General features: G+C 60.2%; 17 protein-coding genes. 8 read left to right on the top strand and 9 right to left on the bottom strand.

What is annotated here, in order from left to right; all coding sequences use genetic code 11:
* Positions 1–128: 128 nt before the first annotated feature.
* The 5 genes from XH81_RS31880 to XH81_RS31860 form a co-directional block, all read right to left on the bottom strand.
* Complete coding sequence (locus tag XH81_RS31880) at positions 129–1,670, bottom strand: RNA-directed DNA polymerase (RefSeq protein ID WP_271596712.1); 1,542 nt, start codon at positions 1,668–1,670, stop codon at positions 129–131.
* 18 nt (positions 1,671–1,688) lie between these two features.
* On the bottom strand, positions 1,689–3,086 hold the full coding sequence (locus XH81_RS31875) for an amidohydrolase family protein (protein ID WP_271596711.1): 1,398 nt from the start codon (positions 3,084–3,086) through the stop codon (positions 1,689–1,691).
* Between the two features lie 132 nt (positions 3,087–3,218).
* Positions 3,219–4,040: an SOS response-associated peptidase gene (locus XH81_RS31870; RefSeq protein WP_271596784.1), complete on the bottom strand. Its 822-nt coding sequence runs from the start codon at positions 4,038–4,040 to the stop codon at positions 3,219–3,221.
* A gap of 2 nt (positions 4,041–4,042) precedes the next feature.
* Positions 4,043–4,492 (bottom strand): hypothetical protein, encoded by a 450-nt coding sequence (locus XH81_RS31865; RefSeq protein WP_253587629.1) that lies wholly within the window; start codon positions 4,490–4,492, stop codon positions 4,043–4,045.
* A gap of 44 nt (positions 4,493–4,536) precedes the next feature.
* Positions 4,537–4,932: a hypothetical protein gene (locus tag XH81_RS31860; RefSeq protein WP_271596710.1), complete on the bottom strand. Its 396-nt coding sequence runs from the start codon at positions 4,930–4,932 to the stop codon at positions 4,537–4,539.
* A gap of 145 nt (positions 4,933–5,077) precedes the next feature.
* Between XH81_RS31860 and ku the strand changes: the two genes are divergently transcribed.
* From ku to XH81_RS31840, 4 genes are all read left to right on the top strand, one after another.
* Entirely contained in the window at positions 5,078–6,007 is a 930-nt protein-coding gene (ku, locus tag XH81_RS31855; protein ID WP_271596783.1) for a non-homologous end joining protein Ku, read from the top strand.
* Positions 6,008–6,445: 438 nt separating this feature from the next.
* The gene (locus XH81_RS31850; RefSeq protein WP_271596709.1) at positions 6,446–6,646 is read left to right on the top strand and encodes a hypothetical protein; all 201 of its coding nucleotides are present in this window, start codon (positions 6,446–6,448) and stop codon (positions 6,644–6,646) included.
* Between the two features lie 13 nt (positions 6,647–6,659).
* Entirely contained in the window at positions 6,660–7,076 is a 417-nt protein-coding gene (locus XH81_RS31845; protein ID WP_271596708.1) for a hypothetical protein, read from the top strand.
* A gap of 334 nt (positions 7,077–7,410) precedes the next feature.
* On the top strand, positions 7,411–8,235 hold the full coding sequence (locus XH81_RS31840; protein WP_271596707.1) for a ribonuclease HII: 825 nt from the start codon (positions 7,411–7,413) through the stop codon (positions 8,233–8,235).
* A 27-nt stretch (positions 8,236–8,262) separates the two neighbouring features.
* Here XH81_RS31840 and ligD (XH81_RS31835) read toward each other — a convergent pair whose 3' ends face one another.
* Positions 8,263–9,210 (bottom strand): non-homologous end-joining DNA ligase, encoded by a 948-nt coding sequence (ligD, locus tag XH81_RS31835; protein WP_271596706.1) that lies wholly within the window; start codon positions 9,208–9,210, stop codon positions 8,263–8,265.
* Positions 9,211–9,350: 140 nt separating this feature from the next.
* On the opposite strand from ligD (XH81_RS31835), the gene XH81_RS31830 reads away from it, so the two are divergent.
* Positions 9,351–9,968: a cell envelope biogenesis protein TolA gene (locus XH81_RS31830; protein ID WP_271596705.1), complete on the top strand. Its 618-nt coding sequence runs from the start codon at positions 9,351–9,353 to the stop codon at positions 9,966–9,968.
* 59 nt (positions 9,969–10,027) lie between these two features.
* Here XH81_RS31830 and XH81_RS31825 read toward each other — a convergent pair whose 3' ends face one another.
* Entirely contained in the window at positions 10,028–10,195 is a 168-nt protein-coding gene (locus XH81_RS31825) for a hypothetical protein (protein WP_271596704.1), read from the bottom strand.
* The gene (gene ligD / locus XH81_RS31820) at positions 10,195–11,115 is read right to left on the bottom strand and encodes a non-homologous end-joining DNA ligase (RefSeq protein WP_271596782.1); all 921 of its coding nucleotides are present in this window, start codon (positions 11,113–11,115) and stop codon (positions 10,195–10,197) included. The genes XH81_RS31825 and ligD (XH81_RS31820) overlap by 1 nt, the downstream gene beginning before the upstream one ends.
* Positions 11,116–11,220: 105 nt before the next feature.
* On the opposite strand from ligD (XH81_RS31820), the gene XH81_RS31815 reads away from it, so the two are divergent.
* On the top strand, positions 11,221–11,409 hold the full coding sequence (locus XH81_RS31815; protein ID WP_271596703.1) for a DUF3606 domain-containing protein: 189 nt from the start codon (positions 11,221–11,223) through the stop codon (positions 11,407–11,409).
* A gap of 25 nt (positions 11,410–11,434) precedes the next feature.
* Here XH81_RS31815 and XH81_RS31810 read toward each other — a convergent pair whose 3' ends face one another.
* Complete coding sequence (locus XH81_RS31810; RefSeq protein WP_271596702.1) at positions 11,435–11,713, bottom strand: hypothetical protein; 279 nt, start codon at positions 11,711–11,713, stop codon at positions 11,435–11,437.
* A gap of 1,398 nt (positions 11,714–13,111) precedes the next feature.
* Between XH81_RS31810 and XH81_RS31805 the strand changes: the two genes are divergently transcribed.
* Positions 13,112–14,074: an ArdC family protein gene (locus XH81_RS31805; RefSeq protein ID WP_271596701.1), complete on the top strand. Its 963-nt coding sequence runs from the start codon at positions 13,112–13,114 to the stop codon at positions 14,072–14,074.
* Positions 14,075–14,171: 97 nt separating this feature from the next.
* On the top strand, positions 14,172–16,289 hold the full coding sequence (locus tag XH81_RS31800) for a ParB/RepB/Spo0J family partition protein (protein WP_271596700.1): 2,118 nt from the start codon (positions 14,172–14,174) through the stop codon (positions 16,287–16,289).
* Positions 16,290–16,343 lie beyond the last annotated feature (54 nt).

Here is a 16,343-nt window from a genome sequence, read left to right as displayed (position 1 = left end):
TAGCGGTTCATTGACCAAACTCGCTTCGACGACTGCTGGATTGTCAATCGGCATCGCTGCTGTGGCAGCAACTATCTGTGCAGTGTGGAGAAGCCGTTGGCAGGCACGCAAGTAAGAAGTGTAGATATCTAGCCGCCTCGTTTGGCCCATTTGGCGACGATTGCATCGAACGGGCGAGAAAACGTCCATCTATTGATGAAATATTTGCGTTCGTCAGCAGGGAACAGCTGCGTGCAATAAAGGTACGCGCGCTTTTGCCAGGCATCCATCCCCTCAAAATCTTCCTTGAACTCCCGGAGCCAATCGGTCGCATTGCTCGTTTTCGCGGCAAGCAAAATTTCGCGCTTCGCAAAAGGGTCGCTTCCGGCGTACCGCTTTGCCAACTCCGAGAAATGGTTAATTGAGGAATTTCGTGAGAAAAGACTCAAAATCGACAATCGAAAGTATTCACTTTCGGCGATCGACTCCGTTTCCAAAAGTTCGATGAACTTCGCGCCGATACCTAGCCAGTCATTTTGAGAAATGTTTTGCACGGATGCTAGGTAAGAACAAATGCTGGCGAAACAGGGCGTCAAGCGCTCAATGTTGTCGAGAGACACCCTAATTGCGCCGGGGTGGCCAATTTGCGCCAAGCGTCGATAGAACCAACGAAGACGAATGAAGTCAGTCTCGGCCGTTGCGATATAATCTTCAATCACGCTTTTCAGCATTCCCTCCGAGAATGCGGTCCAATCCTCCGGTCGTATCTCATCGTAAGAGACTGTGCGATACGGATCTCCGCCTGAGTACCGTCGAACGATATGCAGGATCTGTGCTTCCTCGCTATTGATCGGCCGATCTTCGATCATTCCTGCGCAATATCTGGAAAAGTCGCTAGAATGAAAAAATCTGGTTTTGTGCTTCTGTAAAGTCAGGCGTTGCTGCTTGTCTAAAATGGTTGCGAGGCGTCCAAGCGATCGCTTGCTATCACTAAGGTTGTCGTCAAATATGATGATGTCGTCCGCGTATCTAATGAAGTTCATGCCGACGCTGCTCATGCTGTTGTCTACCGGAATTAGTGATGCTTCCGCGAGCAAATGAGCCGCATGAGGTCCAATGGGCACGCCTCGAGACACGCCAGCTGTAGTGGATTCCATCAAGGTGATGATCCACTTCGTTACTTGGTTAGGAAAACCAGACGCGATTAGCTGATTTTCTAATGTGTGATGATAGATCTGATTATAGAAGTCTGAAATATCGCAGTAGAGTATGCTGCCAGACTCGAGGCCGCGTTCCGCAGCAGTATTCCAGAATTCGTTCCAGGATGAGTGGCGGTCGTACAGGCCGTGTTGCTCTGTCGGATGGAAGCGATAGCTGAATATCTTGGACGGAGGTCCGCGCCGGTTCTCGATGCCTTCGCCATACTGGTGAAGCACAGAACTTAAGATGATGTTGTCTTGTGGGTCTAGTTGTGTGGCCTGCCTGTATGACACCTCGTCTTTTGGAACGATGAAGCGACGATGCGCGCCAGGTGTAAATTCCGTCAGAGGCTTACCTTCAATCAGATTAACGAAATCGTCCGCTAGGTCTGAAATGGCTTCGATTTCGGTTACCCGTGGAAATAGATCTCCGTCGGAATGCGCGGTGACATTGGCGATCGCCCACTTGATTGAATCTCTCGATAGAGACATGTCTACACCTAGAAGCTCTCAATAACATTCGATGTCCGGAAGCGCGGAGCCGCCCTTCGCCAGCGCGGCGTTCAGCGTAGCTTGAATCTCAGCTAAGTTCTTCCCAAGATCGACCGCGCCACTTTGTCCGAGGTAAACCGCCTTCGGGGAGCCGCAAACTGTGAGAGCGTCGAGCTTGGATCCAGTTGGTAACAATTGCGCCATCAGCATTGGATCTCCGTAGACGGGTTGACCGTTTACGACGACCAACTTGATGTCGGCTGGGGTCGCCTTGACGACAGGATCCAAAGGACTCTTCGCCGCGGTGTCGATCTTTGCGTCGACGACGATAAAATCCGCCATCTTTCCAGGTTCAAGACTGCCGATGTAGGTGTCCAAACGCGATATCTTAGCTGCCGACGACGTTGCCATCTTGATCAGCTTATCCGACGCGACGAAGTGGTGGCGTGCTGCGTAGCCTAACTCCTGCACCATTCCTGCGCTGCCGGAAGGGCCCCAATCCGGAGCGATCGCGACTGTGACGTTGGCGAATTGGGCGGAGTCTATGTTGGTTGTCGATCCGTAAAGTTCGTCGTTGCTTCGGGGAGACCAAACTAGACCGACGTTGGTTGAAAATTTTGCGAAGTCCTCTGGCCGCAACGCGGTGCCATGTACGAAAACCAATCCGGCCGGAAGCGAGGCGCTCTTGCTGAACATCGTGAACTCTCTATGCGCACCTGAGTCCTGAGGATTGCCTTCGGAAAGATGAACGATGAGGCTACGTAAGCTTCCGGTTCCGAGTTCGCAGAGAAGATAGTCGAGACGGGTGTGTGGCAATTCCAGCGGGAAGACTTCATGGTCGACTACATCGATCGGTGCATCAGACCCGCTCCCTTTGTTGCACACATCATTGGCAGCGGGGGGCGTGAAGGGAAGGCCTGATGCGGTGTCAAGGTTCCGCGCTAGACCTTTCGCGCATTTCGCATTTTCGGGGTGACCGATCGGCAGCAAGCTACCCACAACCGAAGTTGCCCCGCCCGCAAGCGCTTTAATTTCGGCGTAGATCTCCGACTCACATGCGGCTGCTGCAAGCGCCAGGTTGTGAGGTGTCACCAAGAAGCGATCGTATTCAGCGGTATCCTGCCATTCGTATCGATCGGCAAATTTTCTTCCAGGGACCCAACGGGGCAAAATGTTCCAGGTGAGGTGATTGTGCAGGTCTATGAAGCCGGGAAGTATGATACCTGGCACCTTGATTGATGTTGACAGCGACGGCGCCACCGTCCCGTTACTAATCGCGCTGATCTTTTGCCCCGAAACTACAAGCGTACTGTCGGTAGTGATGCCGTTGGGCGTGAGAACATAGCCCGTAATCGCCCAGTCGTCAGCAGCAGCTTGCCTTAGTCCCAAAAGCGTAAGAATTACTACAACGGCCATTCTGGCCGCGAGCGTGGTCCTTCGATCCATCATAGCCCCCCATCGTTTCTTCAACCGTACATTGTAGTGACCGATACGTGGTTCAGCAACGGCAAGTAGCCCTCGAAACGCTTGGAAAGGATCGCCCTTAGCTTAGATCGCCGCCGCAAACGACGATCGCTCGTTCAAGGGGCACCTCGAATCCAACGTCCCCGTGGTTCGGCCTTGCCCGGTCGTCGGTTTTGCCGATGACGCCGGCGACCCAGGCAAGTCTTCCTTGACGCCCCGGGCGACGATCCGGAGTGTTTCGTCGGCAAGCGGCCGCTGCAGCTTCAGGGCCTCACCTGGAGGAGCCGTCATCCAGGTCTCGACTTCTTCCGGAGTTGTCAGGATAACCGGCATTGCCTTGGGATGGATGGCACCGACCTCGGCGTTCGGCTCCGTCGTGAGGAATGCGTAGAGGTCGTTGGTCGTCTCACCTTCCTTGACTTTCCGCACGGACGTCCAGTTGGTCCATATGCCGGCGAAGCATGCGAGGGGACGGGTCTCATCGAGCGCGAACCAGATATCGCCGCCCTCGGCCTTGTTGAACTCGCTGAAGGAGTTGAACGGCATCACGCAGCGGTTTTCGGTTCCCAGCCATCTCGTCCAGTGCTTGCTCTTTACATTTCGGATGTTGGTCGTCCCGCCGTCCGGCTCCAATCTGAGCAATTCCTTGAAATCCACTGCCTTGCCTTTGGCCTGCAGCTTCTCGGCTCGTTTCTTCGTGGCGTCCATCAGCGCCTTTGATGACGATGGCATCCCCCATCGTGCCGTAGCGAGTTCGCGGCCCTCGGCGCCGTTGCGCACGATCGGTGCCTTGTAGTCGGGAAATACGCCGGGCATCGGCGCCAGGTTGCCGACGTATCGGTTCACGACGCGGAACAGCGCGCTGATCGCGGCTTGGTTGGTCGTGATCGAATAGAGATTGCACATCGTCAGGATTCGGTTCGAGGGTGGCGCGGCTGCCATGTCAACTGTAGCAGAGTCGCGGATGGACGCCGGCCCGCCTTGGCGCATTTGCGGCAGCGCAGCCGGCTGGCGAGATCGTGCACGAAGGTGGTCGGCGGGTGCTTCATCGCCGCGAGGTCCACGTCGCTCGGCGTCTTGCAGCGCGCGCACCTGATCTCCAGCCAGGGGAAGCCTCCGTTCACAGCCTGATCGATGGTCGGCGACGGATCGATCGGTTCGCCGTCACTCCACATCCGCTCGTTCCAGCTTTCGCAAAGCAGCCTATCGGCTTGCTGGATCATTGCCTCGCCTTTGGCCCGCATCTCCGCCGATTGGGTAGCCAGGATGTTAGCCATCGCGCGTGCCTTGCCGAGCTCTTTTGCCAGAGCCTTGCGATCGCCGCCCGACAGGGGCGTAGGGTGATACTTTGGGGCCATCCGGACATCCGCGCAAAAAGATCGGATCGGCAAATGCAGAGCGGCTACGACGTCTCGAACGCTGGCCAGCACCCGTCTTCTTCATGCCTGCCGGTGCGCTGCTGGCAGGTGTTGTCGAGCAACCGCTGCGCCATGTCCTTCCAGAGCGCGTTGGCGCCATACAAGCGGACGGCATCGGCGGTCTGGATTTCCACGGTCCGCTCGCAGCGGCGACAGGAGACGCGGAGCACGTGGTGCTGAATTTCGGAAAGACGCCGCTGCCGCATTTGGGCCTCGGTCGTGCCGGCGCGAGGGTCTTTGAGGACCGATTCCCAGTATTCGGCTGGAAACGGCGCCTCTGGAGCCGCAGTGGAACGGCTGGGCCTACGGGCGGCTTCGGCGGCCAGCTTTTCCATCTGCTTCGGGGTCGGCATGCGCCAGCTCGCGGGTCGGTCGGTCATGCCTGAATTAGAACATAACAAGAACAAATGTCGAGTCCGACTAGGGCAGCTGTTGAGAAAAATCCTCCCATGGGACGGGTCGCGATGTCGGAACCAAGCCGGTTGGTTCGTCTTGAATCCGACATCAGTATCGGAGTTCCCCGGCATGGCCCCCCGCGCTAATTGGAAAGGCTTTCTGCGTCTTTCCCTCGTCACCTGTCCGGTCGCGCTCTATCCGGCCACCTCTGAATCCGAAAAGGTCTCGTTCAACCAGCTGAACCGAAAGACTGGCCATCGGATCAAGTACGCCAAGGTCGACGCCGACACCGGCGAAGAGGTCGACAACGAGGACATCGTCAAGGGCTACAAGGTTGATACTGATACCTTCATCGAGGTGACCAAGGAGGAGCTTGAGAACGTCGCGCTGGAATCGACGCGCACCATCGAGATCGACGAGTTCGTCGACCGCAGCGAGATCGATCCGCGATATCTCATTCGCCCCTACTACCTGCGTCCCGACGGTAAGGTCGGGCACGATGCCTTCGCCGTCATTCGGGAAACCATCCGCGAGATGAACAAGGTCGCGATCGGCCGTGTGGTGCTGACCAATCGCGAGCACATCATCGCGTTGGAGCCTCTCGACAAGGGACTGATGGGCACGCTGCTGCGCTACCCCTACGAAGTCCGGTCCGCGGATGAGTATTTCGACGAAATCCAGGACGTCAAAGTCACCAAGGAAATGCTCGATCTCGCCAAACACATCGTTAATCAAAAGGCGGGCCATTTCGAGCCGGACAAGTTCGAAGACCAGTACGAAACCGCCCTCATCGATCTCATCAATCAGAAGCGCGCTGGCAAACCCATTACCGCGAAAGCGCGTCCTCGAGGTGAGAACGTCGTGGACCTGATGGACGCGCTGCGCAAGAGCCTCGGACGAGAGGAGGCCGCGACAGAGGCACCCAAGAAATCGAGCAAGAAGCCGCGCAAGGCGGCCGCTGGGCAGAAGGAAATGCTGATGCCGATCGCGGGCAAGAAGCCGGCGAAAGAGGCCGCGGTGAAGAAGCCGGCTGCCAAGCCCCAGAGGAAGTCGGCTTAGGTGTCGTGAAGCATCCGGGCACGCCAGACGGTCGCTCCTTCGTCATCGCGCAGGCTCTGGCGGATCGTAAATCCCATCTCGACGAGGTCGCGTGAGACTATCGCGCTGACCGGCAGAAAGGAGACAGCCGGGAAGCCGAACCAACGGCGCATAGAGCCGTCGACCTCGCGATTTGCAATGAGAGGGGACACTTTGCGCGCTGCAGCCCACGCCACTGCGGAAGTTTATCAAGTTGCGTGATTTGCCTTCGGGGAGTGTTTGGGCAGCATAGTCTTTCAGCCTGATCAGCTCGGTTTTGGGGGCTTCGGCCAGCGAGGCGATCCATTGGGGGCGAGACGCAGCTATGGGTGCAGTGCACCGTCAGCAAAGTTTAACATGTTTGAATCCCGAAGCTGACGAAACCGCGTTAGGATTAGATTTTCCCTTAGGGGGCAGCTTATGTTCGATACGGCAACCACCGCGCTTTTGCGCGCGGTTCTCGATGAAGTCTGTGAAAGCGTCTCGGACCGCGAGACCGGGGCACGTGCCCACGTTGCCTCGAAAATCCTAGAGGCTGCGACGAGAGGCGAGATTTCTTCCGAAGGTCTCAAACAGATTGGTCGCGACGCCCTCTCGCACGCGCCGACGATGTGGCGCTGATCGCGGGGCGAGCGTGAACTTTCAAGTCACCGTCCTGAAGATTTTGGTAGCTTATCCGGACGGCTTTGCCGTGATGGAGGACCTCAAGAGGGATATGGCCATCCTGGCAACGAGTGGCCGCGACTGGGCGGACCGGACCAGGCGCCTCGCGGCGAGAGTGCCCGACCTCGACATCTTCTCACAAGGATTGGTCGAACGGATAAGCGGAGGATGGAAGATCACGTCTAAAGGACGGACGTTGCTCGAATTGATGGAAGCGCGGCCAACGGCCTTGGAAAGGGCCGAGGCGCCTCTAGTTCTGGAGACGAGTGCGACCTCGCCGGCGCCTGTTCCTCCGTTGCGGCAGCCCGCCGATCGTGCCAAGCGACGGCGCGAAAGACGTGAACGTCGGCGCGAGGCGCGCGAACGCGCAAGAGCAAACGCGTCTTGAGGTAGCGACTGAGGGAAGAAAAATCCGCCAAATGGGAGCAGCGGTTTGATAGTCCCGGACTGTCGATTTGCCCCGCAGCCCCAAGCATACCGTTACCTTGTTTGCGGCCATGCCGGCCCCGATCTACTCGGGACGGCGACTGAGCACGGGTCCTTCTACCGAGCCGGCGAGCGACAATATAGCGAGGAAATGGAGGCCGAACCCGCGCGGGAGAGCTGGCCGGGTTCCTTTTGAGAGGGCGTTGCGCGGTCGGTGAGGCTGTATAGCTACTTCAGACAATCGCCATAAAGTTCACTGACATGCTCCCCAACAGTCAATCTTCACGAAGGCCGTAATGTCCCAGTACTCACTCGATGTATTGCGTCAGCGCTATGTCGTCGAGAAAAGACCGCTCGAGGCCAGCGTCGAGCAGATCTTACGGGCCGACACCCGCGCCGGGGCGCGAGCCATCCTGGCTTCGATCGATAAACGCCGCTTCGAAAATAGGTCCGAAGGGCAGCGCCTTCGCAAGATGCCCCGCTTCGAGACCTCTCTCTGGGAAAGCGGCCATTATGCCGTGGCAGGTGTGGACGAGGCTGGAATGAGCCCTCTCGCCGGGCCGGTCTCCGCCGGTGCCGTAATCCTGAAACCCGGCACGCGGATCGTCGGGATTGACGACTCGAAAAAACTCGACGCCGCGGCTCGCGAAGAACTCGCCAAGGAGATCAAGGAAAAGGCGGAGTGTTGGTCTGTGGCGTTCGTCGAGGTCGAGGAGATCGACGCGATCAACATCTATTGGGCGGGCATTCAGGCTATGCAGCGTGCGGTCGGGCGGCTAGGCTTGACGCCGCAGCACTTGCTGATCGATGCGAAGCGGTTGAAGGAAATCGATATTCCTCAGCAGGCCATCATCAAAGGCGACGCCAAGTCCGCCAGCATCGCGGCCGCCTCCATCCTCGCGAAAGTCGAGCGCGACGCCGTCATGCGGACGCTCGACGCGCGACACCCCGGCTACGGCTTCGCGGATCACAAGGGCTACCCGGTGCCGGCTCATTATGATGCGCTCGCCAGACTTGGCGCCTGCGCAGCTCACCGGCGGTCGTTCGGACCGGTACGCAAGGCTCTCGGGCTGCCGCCCCTGCCGCCCTGGCCTTCGACATCCGAGCGCGACGCCGGCTGAACAGGTCGTACGCTTCGTTTGGCGGCGCTATTTTCGCGACCACTTCTTTTCGCGTACGACGTCCTTCGCGGTTTTGTCGGCCCGCAGCCCTAGATAGACCGGCTGGCGCAGCTCGCCCTTGCTGGTCCACTCCGCGAACTTCACTTCTGCGACCAACGCAGGACGCACCCAGGTCGTGACCTGCTCATCCTTCACCTTGGCAGGGAACGGTGACTTGGCGGTTTTGAGCTTCATGAGCTTGCCGTGAAGCTCTTCGAGAACTTGGTGGCTGAAGCCGGTGCCAACGTGGCCTATGTACCGCCATGCATCCCCTTCGCGTACCGCGAGGACGAGAGCGCCGAAGAAAGGCCGGGTTCGCCTCGGCGCCGTGAAGCCAGCGATCACGACCTCTTGCCGCTGCGCGGTCTTCACCTTCAGCCAGTCGGCGGTCCGGCGTCCGGACGCGTACGGGCTGTCGGCGCGCTTGGCCATGATACCTTCGAGATGTCTCCGCTCGGCTTCTGCGAAGAACTGCGTTCCCTTGGCTTTGCGGTGGTTGCTGAACGAGATCAGCTTGTGGCGCGGCAGGATGGCCTTTAGCCGCTGCTTGCGCTCAAGGAGCGGCAGTGCACGCAGGTCCTCACCGTCTGCGAACATGAGGTCGAAGGCGCAATACAGGAGCTTCGCCTCATGGCGCAGCGCGTTTTGAAGCAACTGGAAATGCGAGACGCCGTCCTTTCCGATCGCGACGAGCTCCCCGTCGATCACGGCATCGCCCTTCACGCCCTCCAGCGCTTTGGCGACCTCGATATAGCTGCGGCTGATGATCTTGCCATTTCGGCTGTAGAGCGCAACCTTGCCTCGCCGGATTTCCGCGATCATCCGGAAGCCGTCATACTTGTCCTCGAAAACCCAGCCGGGATCGTCGAACGGCGCGTCGGTGAGCGTAGCGAGCATCGGCTGCAGGCGCTTCGGCAGGGTCGACGTCCGGCTCATTCGAGGCCAATCCTTAAGAGCACGTTGCGAAATGCATGGACGTCCTTCAAGGATCAGGGAACGCTTCGGGGCCGCGTCGTGTTCCGCAGGCTTCGTGGCATGCGACGTTGACGCTCGATTAAGGAGGGCGGATCAGACCGATGGCGAGAAAACTGAAAACCTTTCAGACTTCGCTGGGCTTCTTCGATCTGGCGATCGCCGCTCCTTCCATGAAAGCGGCCCTCGAAGCCTGGGGCGCCAACAGCAATCTCTTCCACCAGGGCGCGGCGAAGGAAAGCGACGATCCGGACGTCATCGCTGCGGCCATGAAGAAGCCGGGCGTCGTTCTCAGGCGCCCGGTCGGATCCAACCGATCCTTCAGCGAGCAAGCCGAACTGCCCTCCGATCTCGGCGGGGACAGAAGATCGACGAACGCCCCGCGCAAATCGAAGGGCCAAATTGCGAAGAAGCCTTCCTCACGTCCCGTCGACAAGACGGCCGAGCGGAAGGCTGCGCTTGCCTACGAACGGGAGGAGAGGCGCCGGGAGAGTGAACGGGCGAGGGGGGAGGCCGCCAGGAAGAGAGAACGTGAGCGCCGTCAGCAGGCGGTCGACAAGGCGCAGGCTGCGCTGGACAAGGCGGAGCAGGAGCACGCGAAGCGGGCTGCCGCCATCCAGGCCGAGGTTGAGGCTCTCGCGAAGAGATCGCAAACCGAAGACGATCGCTGGAATAAGGAGAGGGAGCGATTGGAAGCTGCGCTGCAGCGTGCGCGGAGTTAGTTTCTTGGCAGTTCTTGCTCGGCGGCACCGAGGGAAGGCAAAGGGTTGCCGTCAAGCGATCATCGCTCGGGGTCTGGTGCGCGCGCTGCGGCTCGGTTCACCGTGGTGCGGTCCCCTCGCTCCTTGGGAGCGAGCTCCATGACCGCTTGATGCAGCTCGGCCGGAATCGTCAGCGGACTTTCGGGGGGCTTGTTCGCCCACTGCCAGAAGCGATCGAATGCATCCATTACAGGTCCTCCCGCAAGCCCCGGAAGAACGGGTGGCGGACCTTTCCCTCGGCCGACTTCGCGCGATACTCGATCTCGGCCAGAAGTTTGGGTTCGACCCAGATGCCCTTGTGGCCGATGCGCTTGGTATAAGGCTGGGTCTTTCGGATGAGGGGTTTAAGCCGTTTCTGCAGGTCGGCGGCCGAGACCTTGTCGAAGCCGTGGTCGACTTTGCCGGCATAGACCAGATCGTCGCCCTTGCGCCGGCCGACGTAGATGCCGTCCCACTTCGTCCCATCGAGTGCGAAGCCGGCAATGGTCAACGTCTCACGCTGTACGCAGGTCTTTTTGACCCAATCATTCGTGCGTCCCGCCCGATAGGCGCTGCCCCGGACCTTCGAGACGACGCCTTCGAGGCCGAGCTTGCAGGCGTGCGCGAACATCTCGCGGCCGTCTATCTCGAAGCTTTCGCTGAACTGGATGTCGGTGCCGCTTAGAATCTTCTTGAGTTCGGCTTTGCGCTGAAGGAGCGGAAGCTTGCGGATATCTCGGCCGTTCAGATAGAGCAGATCGAACGCGACGAGCACGATGCGCTTCGACTTGCCCTTGAGCTCGTTCTGCAGGACCGAGAAGTCGGTCGTGCCGTCGGCGGCAGGTACCACGATCTCGCCGTCCACCACCGCCGAGTTCGCCTTGATCCGCCAGGCATCATGAGCGACCTTCTTGAAGCGATGCGTCCAATCGTGGCCGCGCCGGGTGAAGATCTTCGCCGTCTCGTTGGCCAGATGGACCTGAACACGGTAGCCGTCGAACTTGATTTCGTGAATCCAGCGCTCTCCGGATGGCACCTTCTCGATCGAGGTGGCCAGGGCCGGTTCGATGAAGCCGGGAAAGGGCGCCTTGACGCCGATGGCCGCCGGCTTGTTACGCTGAAACGCCACTGAAGAACTCCACGCTACAGGCGATTCAAATTGGCACAGTTCGAATCGTTCCGGAACCAGCGAATCCTTGTTGCGTTGCCTCGACGCCACGAACAGGAGGTATCCATGGCGGCAGCTAAGAAGTCGAAGACGGCGCGCGGGCGAAAGCAGGACCGGGCACGGGTGGCCGGCGGGCAGGACTACGAAGTGCAGTACGAGGCGAAGAAGACGCGAAAGTCGGCGTCGGCGGTGAAGAAGGCTGTCAAAAAGGTCGGCAACGCGCGCAAGCGTGTGGAGAAACGGCTAGGCCGCTGAATAGGAGACGGGCTGGCGTCGATGTTTAGCGTCGGTCCTCCTCGTCAGGGGCGCATTCTGGGCAGCTATCACCAATCGAGTCCAGCACGTCGCGAATTGCGGCCTCCGCTGCTTGAGGGGAGACGTCTGCTGGCGGGTCCTGACGGGCGATATCGAAGGCGCGCTCTCGTGCATGCGGATCGGCGCGGTCTTGCATCCAACCGTGCTCCTCGCACTCGCGGATGGCGCCGGCTTCGTTCAGCACGTTGATCGCCCAACCGCGCAGGGTGCGGATCGCCGGCCGTCTCTGCTTGGTCATCAGCATTGAAAGGTTCTCCCACGCTGAGACGAATCGTTTAGTCCCGCAGACGTTCCCTATCGCTAGCACACGACGGGGATTCGGAATCGTGGGATCTCGTGGTTTTTCGAAGGCGGAATATTCAGCTTGGCGAGGTGCTAGGGTGGGCAAGAACGAACTAGAGAAACCGTTTTCCGATCCTTCAGACGTCCGAGCTCAGGTCTCCTTGTCCGTTTAGCGCGTCCGGCTGCCGCTGCACCGGGCTCTCGTGAACCGAGCCGCGCAGCGTCTCGGCCTTGCGGCTTCGATCCCTCGCGCACGAGCAGATCACGCCCTCGCGGGGCAGAAACGCAAAACCGGACCTTTATGCAGCAGCCACCTGCACAAAGGTCCGGCCTTATCTTAGCGTGCCGCGATACCAAACGGCTGCAAAGGACGCTTCATATCCTTTGGGAGGTCTCGCTCTTCATCCGGGTTTCGCCCCGGAGGCGGCAATATATCAGCAGCCCATATGACTACTTCTTTTTCTTTGAAGTCTTCTTTGCCACCTTCTTGGTAGCTGCCTTCGCGGTCTTCTTTGCCTTCTTCGCTTTCTTGGCCATGTCGTCCTCTGTAAGAATTGGCTCTCAGTGAACATGCCCACGCCGTGCATAGACATGCGCACGGGTGAGACGATATCACAAAAGCAAAATTGATACCAAGCAGACGTAAATCCGCATCGAGTCGCTCGCCGGAGGCACTCGCTCTCGGGTCCCACCGTCATTGCATGCCGGCGTCGCTATCACTGCCCCGAGCTCGGGTGCCTTTTTAACCGGTCTCGCGACTGCACTCGGTCCCGGGTCCCGCCGCTACGCGTCGGCGCTATGCTGACCCTCCTGCGGGTGCCTCTTTGCCGGGTCTCGCGACCCTTAGTGGCCTCCGCTTCGCTCCGCCCACAGGCCTCTCTTCCATAATTGTGAGACTCTGTGAAAATTTCGGGCGGTTCTCGTATCATTGCCTGCATCACGTTCGCTCAGGTTTTGGCGCGTGCGGCCAGGGCCGCACCGGGCTCTCGAGAACCGAGCCGCGCAGCGTCTCGGCCTTGCGGCTTCGATCCCTCGCGCTAGAGCTTTGGTGCTCCTCGCCGCGGGCACTCGGGAAAGGGGCTCGCCTGCGGCGATCGCTATCACTGCCCCGTTCCCGGGTGCCGCTATTGAACCGATCTCGTCGCTGCACTCGGACCCGCGTGCCCCTTCGGGCCGCTATGCTCACGCTCTCCGGGTGCCATTTTCCGTTGCGGCGATGCGCCCTTGGGCGCACGCCTGATCGCGAATGAGGCCCCTCGGTAGATGGCGCAAGGGCTGAGAGTAAGAGTGCAGGCTGGTTTTTCCGCGACGGGTTAGCAGTTGCGAGAGAGGCTCGCGGCGCCCGTCGCGGAGACCCGCGATGTCAAACACTACTGCTCGCGCGCGCGCCGGCCAGGACCGGGCAACCCTCTATAACGAAATTACCGACAAGATCATTGCCGAGCTTGAGGCCGGACGCGTCCCCTGGGTTCAGCCCTGGGGTACGTCCGCGGCGAAAGCGCCGCTGGCGATGCCGAAAAATGCGTCGACTAACCGGCAATACAGCGGCGTTAACATCCTCATACTCTGGGGCGCCGTGATTGAGCGCGGATTTTCCGGTCAAAGTTGGCTCACCTTCCGCCAGGCGCTCTCGCTTGGCGGCCACGTTCGAAAGGGAGAGCTCGGCACCACAGTTGTCTACGCGGATCGTTTTGTGCCGAATGACGAAAAGCGACGCGCAGCCGAGACCGGAGAAGATGCGCAGGCAATTCCATTCCTCAAACGATTCACCGTCTTCAACACCGATCAGTGCGAGGAGCTGCCCGACGAGATCGCAAACGCGGCGCCGCCACCGCCGGCCGGCCTAATTGAACCCACGGTCGACGCTCTGATCAAGGGCAGCGGAATTTCATTTCGGATTGGTGGAGATCGTGCATTCTATGCAACCGCCGAAGACTACGTGCAGGTCCCGCCGCCGCAGGCCTATTTCGAACCCATCAACTGGCACCGCACGGCCTTGCATGAACTCGGTCATGCGACTGGGCATCCCTCGCGCCTCAACCGCGACCAGAGCGGATCCTACGGTACGAAGAAGTATGCCTTCGAAGAACTGGTCGCCGAGTTGAGTTCCGCGTTCAGCTGCGCGTCGCTCGGGATCGTCCCGACCGTGCGCCATGCCGACTATATCGGCTCCTGGCTTGAAGTCCTGCGCGAAGACAATCGGGCCATCGTCCGGGCCGCCTCGCAGGCGAGCAAGGCCGCGGACTATTTGCTCGACTTCATTCCCAGGTCCGTTGAGCCCGCGTCGCTGGATTCGGCTGTCGCCGATCGCGAGCCGGCGTGATGCTCGGCCTCGCGCGAGAGCGAGAGGAGGGAAGGCTGTTCGCGACGGGTTGGAAGCCGAGAGAGAGTCTCACGGTCGCCCGTCGTGGAGAGCCGAAATGACGAAAGCCGTACAGAAGATCACGCTGTCGCCTTCCCGGGACATTCCGTTTAACAAGCTCGTGCTCAGCCAGTCGAACGTTCGCCGCGTCAAGGCCGGTGTCTCGATCGAGCAGCTAGCCGAGAGCATCGCGCAGCGTACGCTTCTGCAAAGTCTGAGCGTCCGGGCCGTCGTTGATGCAGATGGCAACGAGACCGGCATGTTCGAGGTGCCGGCAGGCGGCAGGCGCTATCGGGCTCTCGAGCTCCTGGTGAAACAGAAGCGGATGTCCAAGACGCAGGCGGTGCCGTGCGTTGTGCGTGAAGGGGGTATCGCCGCGGACGATTCGGTGGCGGAGAACGATGAGCGGGTTGGCCTGCATCCACTCGATCAGTTTCGGGCCTTCCAGACGCTCCACGACCTCGGCATGAGCGAGGAAGACATCGCCGCCCGGCACTTCGTGAACCCTGCGATCGTGAAGCAGCGGCTGCGGCTGGCGTCGGTGTCGCCAAAGCTGCATGAGGTCTATGCCGAAGACGGCATGACGCTCGAGCAGCTCATGGCGTTCTCGGTCACAGCCGATCACGCTCGCCAGGAGCAAGTCTGGGAGAACGTCAGCCGTTCCGGTTATGACGAGCCTTACCAGATCCGGCGCTTGCTCACCGAGAACACCGTGCGCGGGTCCGATCGCCGCGCCCAATTTGTGGGCCTCGATGCCTATCAGCACGCGGGTGGCGCCGTTCTGCGGGATTTGTTCGAGCACGACGACGGCGGCTGGCTTCAGGACGTCGTGTTGCTCGACCGCCTCGTGACCGAAAAGCTCAAAGCCGAAGCTGAGACGATCGCGGCCGAAGGCTGGAAGTGGATCGCGGTCGCCGTAGAGTTCTCTTACGGTCACACTCAAGGGCTACGAGAAATCGAGGGCAAACCTGTCGATCTCTCGCCTGAGGAGCAGGCCACCATCGATGCCCTGAACGCCGAGCAAGCCAAGCTGGAAACCGATTATCAGGATGCAGACGAGCTGCCCGACGAAATCGACCAGCGTCTCGGCGAAATCGAGGCGGCACTGGCGGCATTCGAAAACCGGCCGATGCTCTACGATCCGATCGAGATCGCCCGAGCTGGTGTCTTCGTCAGCATGGATTCCGAGGGGCGCCTCTCCGTGGACCGGGGTTACGTCCGGCCAGAGGACGAGGTGCCGGCAACTGATTGCGACGTCGGGCAGGACGCCGGTGCGTTCTCGACCGAAGGTCAAGAAGAGGGCGCTTCCGTCCAGCGCACGGTGATCGCGGTCGCGGGTAGTGCTCCCGATGCTGAAGAAGATGATGAGGATGCGGCCAGGCCTCTGCCGGATCGGCTGATCACCGAGCTGACGGCGCATCGTACGCTGGCATTGCGGGATGCACTGGCAGAAAATCCTGCGATCGCGTTCCAGGCGGTGCTGCACAACTTCGTGCTGACGGCTTTTTACCGGTTTGCGTCATCCGGAAGCTGTCTCGAGATCGGCCTTCGCACGCCGAACTTTCCAGCTCAAGCTCCGGGGCTGAGAGAAAGCGTCTCCGCCAAGGCCGTCGAGACGCGGCATGAGGCCTGGAAGGCACGGTTGCCGAAGAGCGAGAACGATCTCTGGGATGCGCTGACGGCTCTCGATGGTGGTGCACAGGCGTCGCTGTTCGCCCACTGTGCATCATTTGCGGTCAATGCCGTCTATGAGCCGGCCAACCGCTACAATCAGGGCCGTGTCTCCGCTCACGGTGTCCGCACGCGTCTCGACCAGGCTGATGTTCTGGCGCGCGCGGTCGGACTCGACCTGGTGCAGGCTGGCTGGCGACCGACCGTCGACAACTATCTCGGCCGGGTCACCAAGCCGCGCATTCTGGAGGCCGTGCGGGAGGCCAAGGGCGAGTCGTCCGCCCAACTGATCGACCACCTGAAGAAGGCTGACATGGCCAAGGAGGCTGAGCGGCTTCTCGATGGCTCGGGCTGGTTGCCGGAACCGCTGCGTCTGGCCGACCCCAGCGCGTCGTCGGTGGAGCAGGAGGGTGAAACGGGCCCTCTGCCCGAGTTCCTCGCCGGCGAGGAAAATCGGGAAAGCGCCGGCGACGATGACCCGCAACAGCTCGACGCGGCTGAGTGACACAGAGCGGGATGGCTCCGGCCGTCCGCAGTTGCTTGGGGACCGGCGTGCCGC

The organism is Bradyrhizobium sp. CCBAU 25360 (assembly GCF_028128695.1).
In the GTDB taxonomy this organism is placed as follows: Bacteria; Pseudomonadota; Alphaproteobacteria; order Rhizobiales; family Xanthobacteraceae; genus Bradyrhizobium; species Bradyrhizobium ottawaense.
Note: the sequence above shows the minus strand (reverse complement) of the source record. Positions and strands in the feature narration are given on the sequence as shown.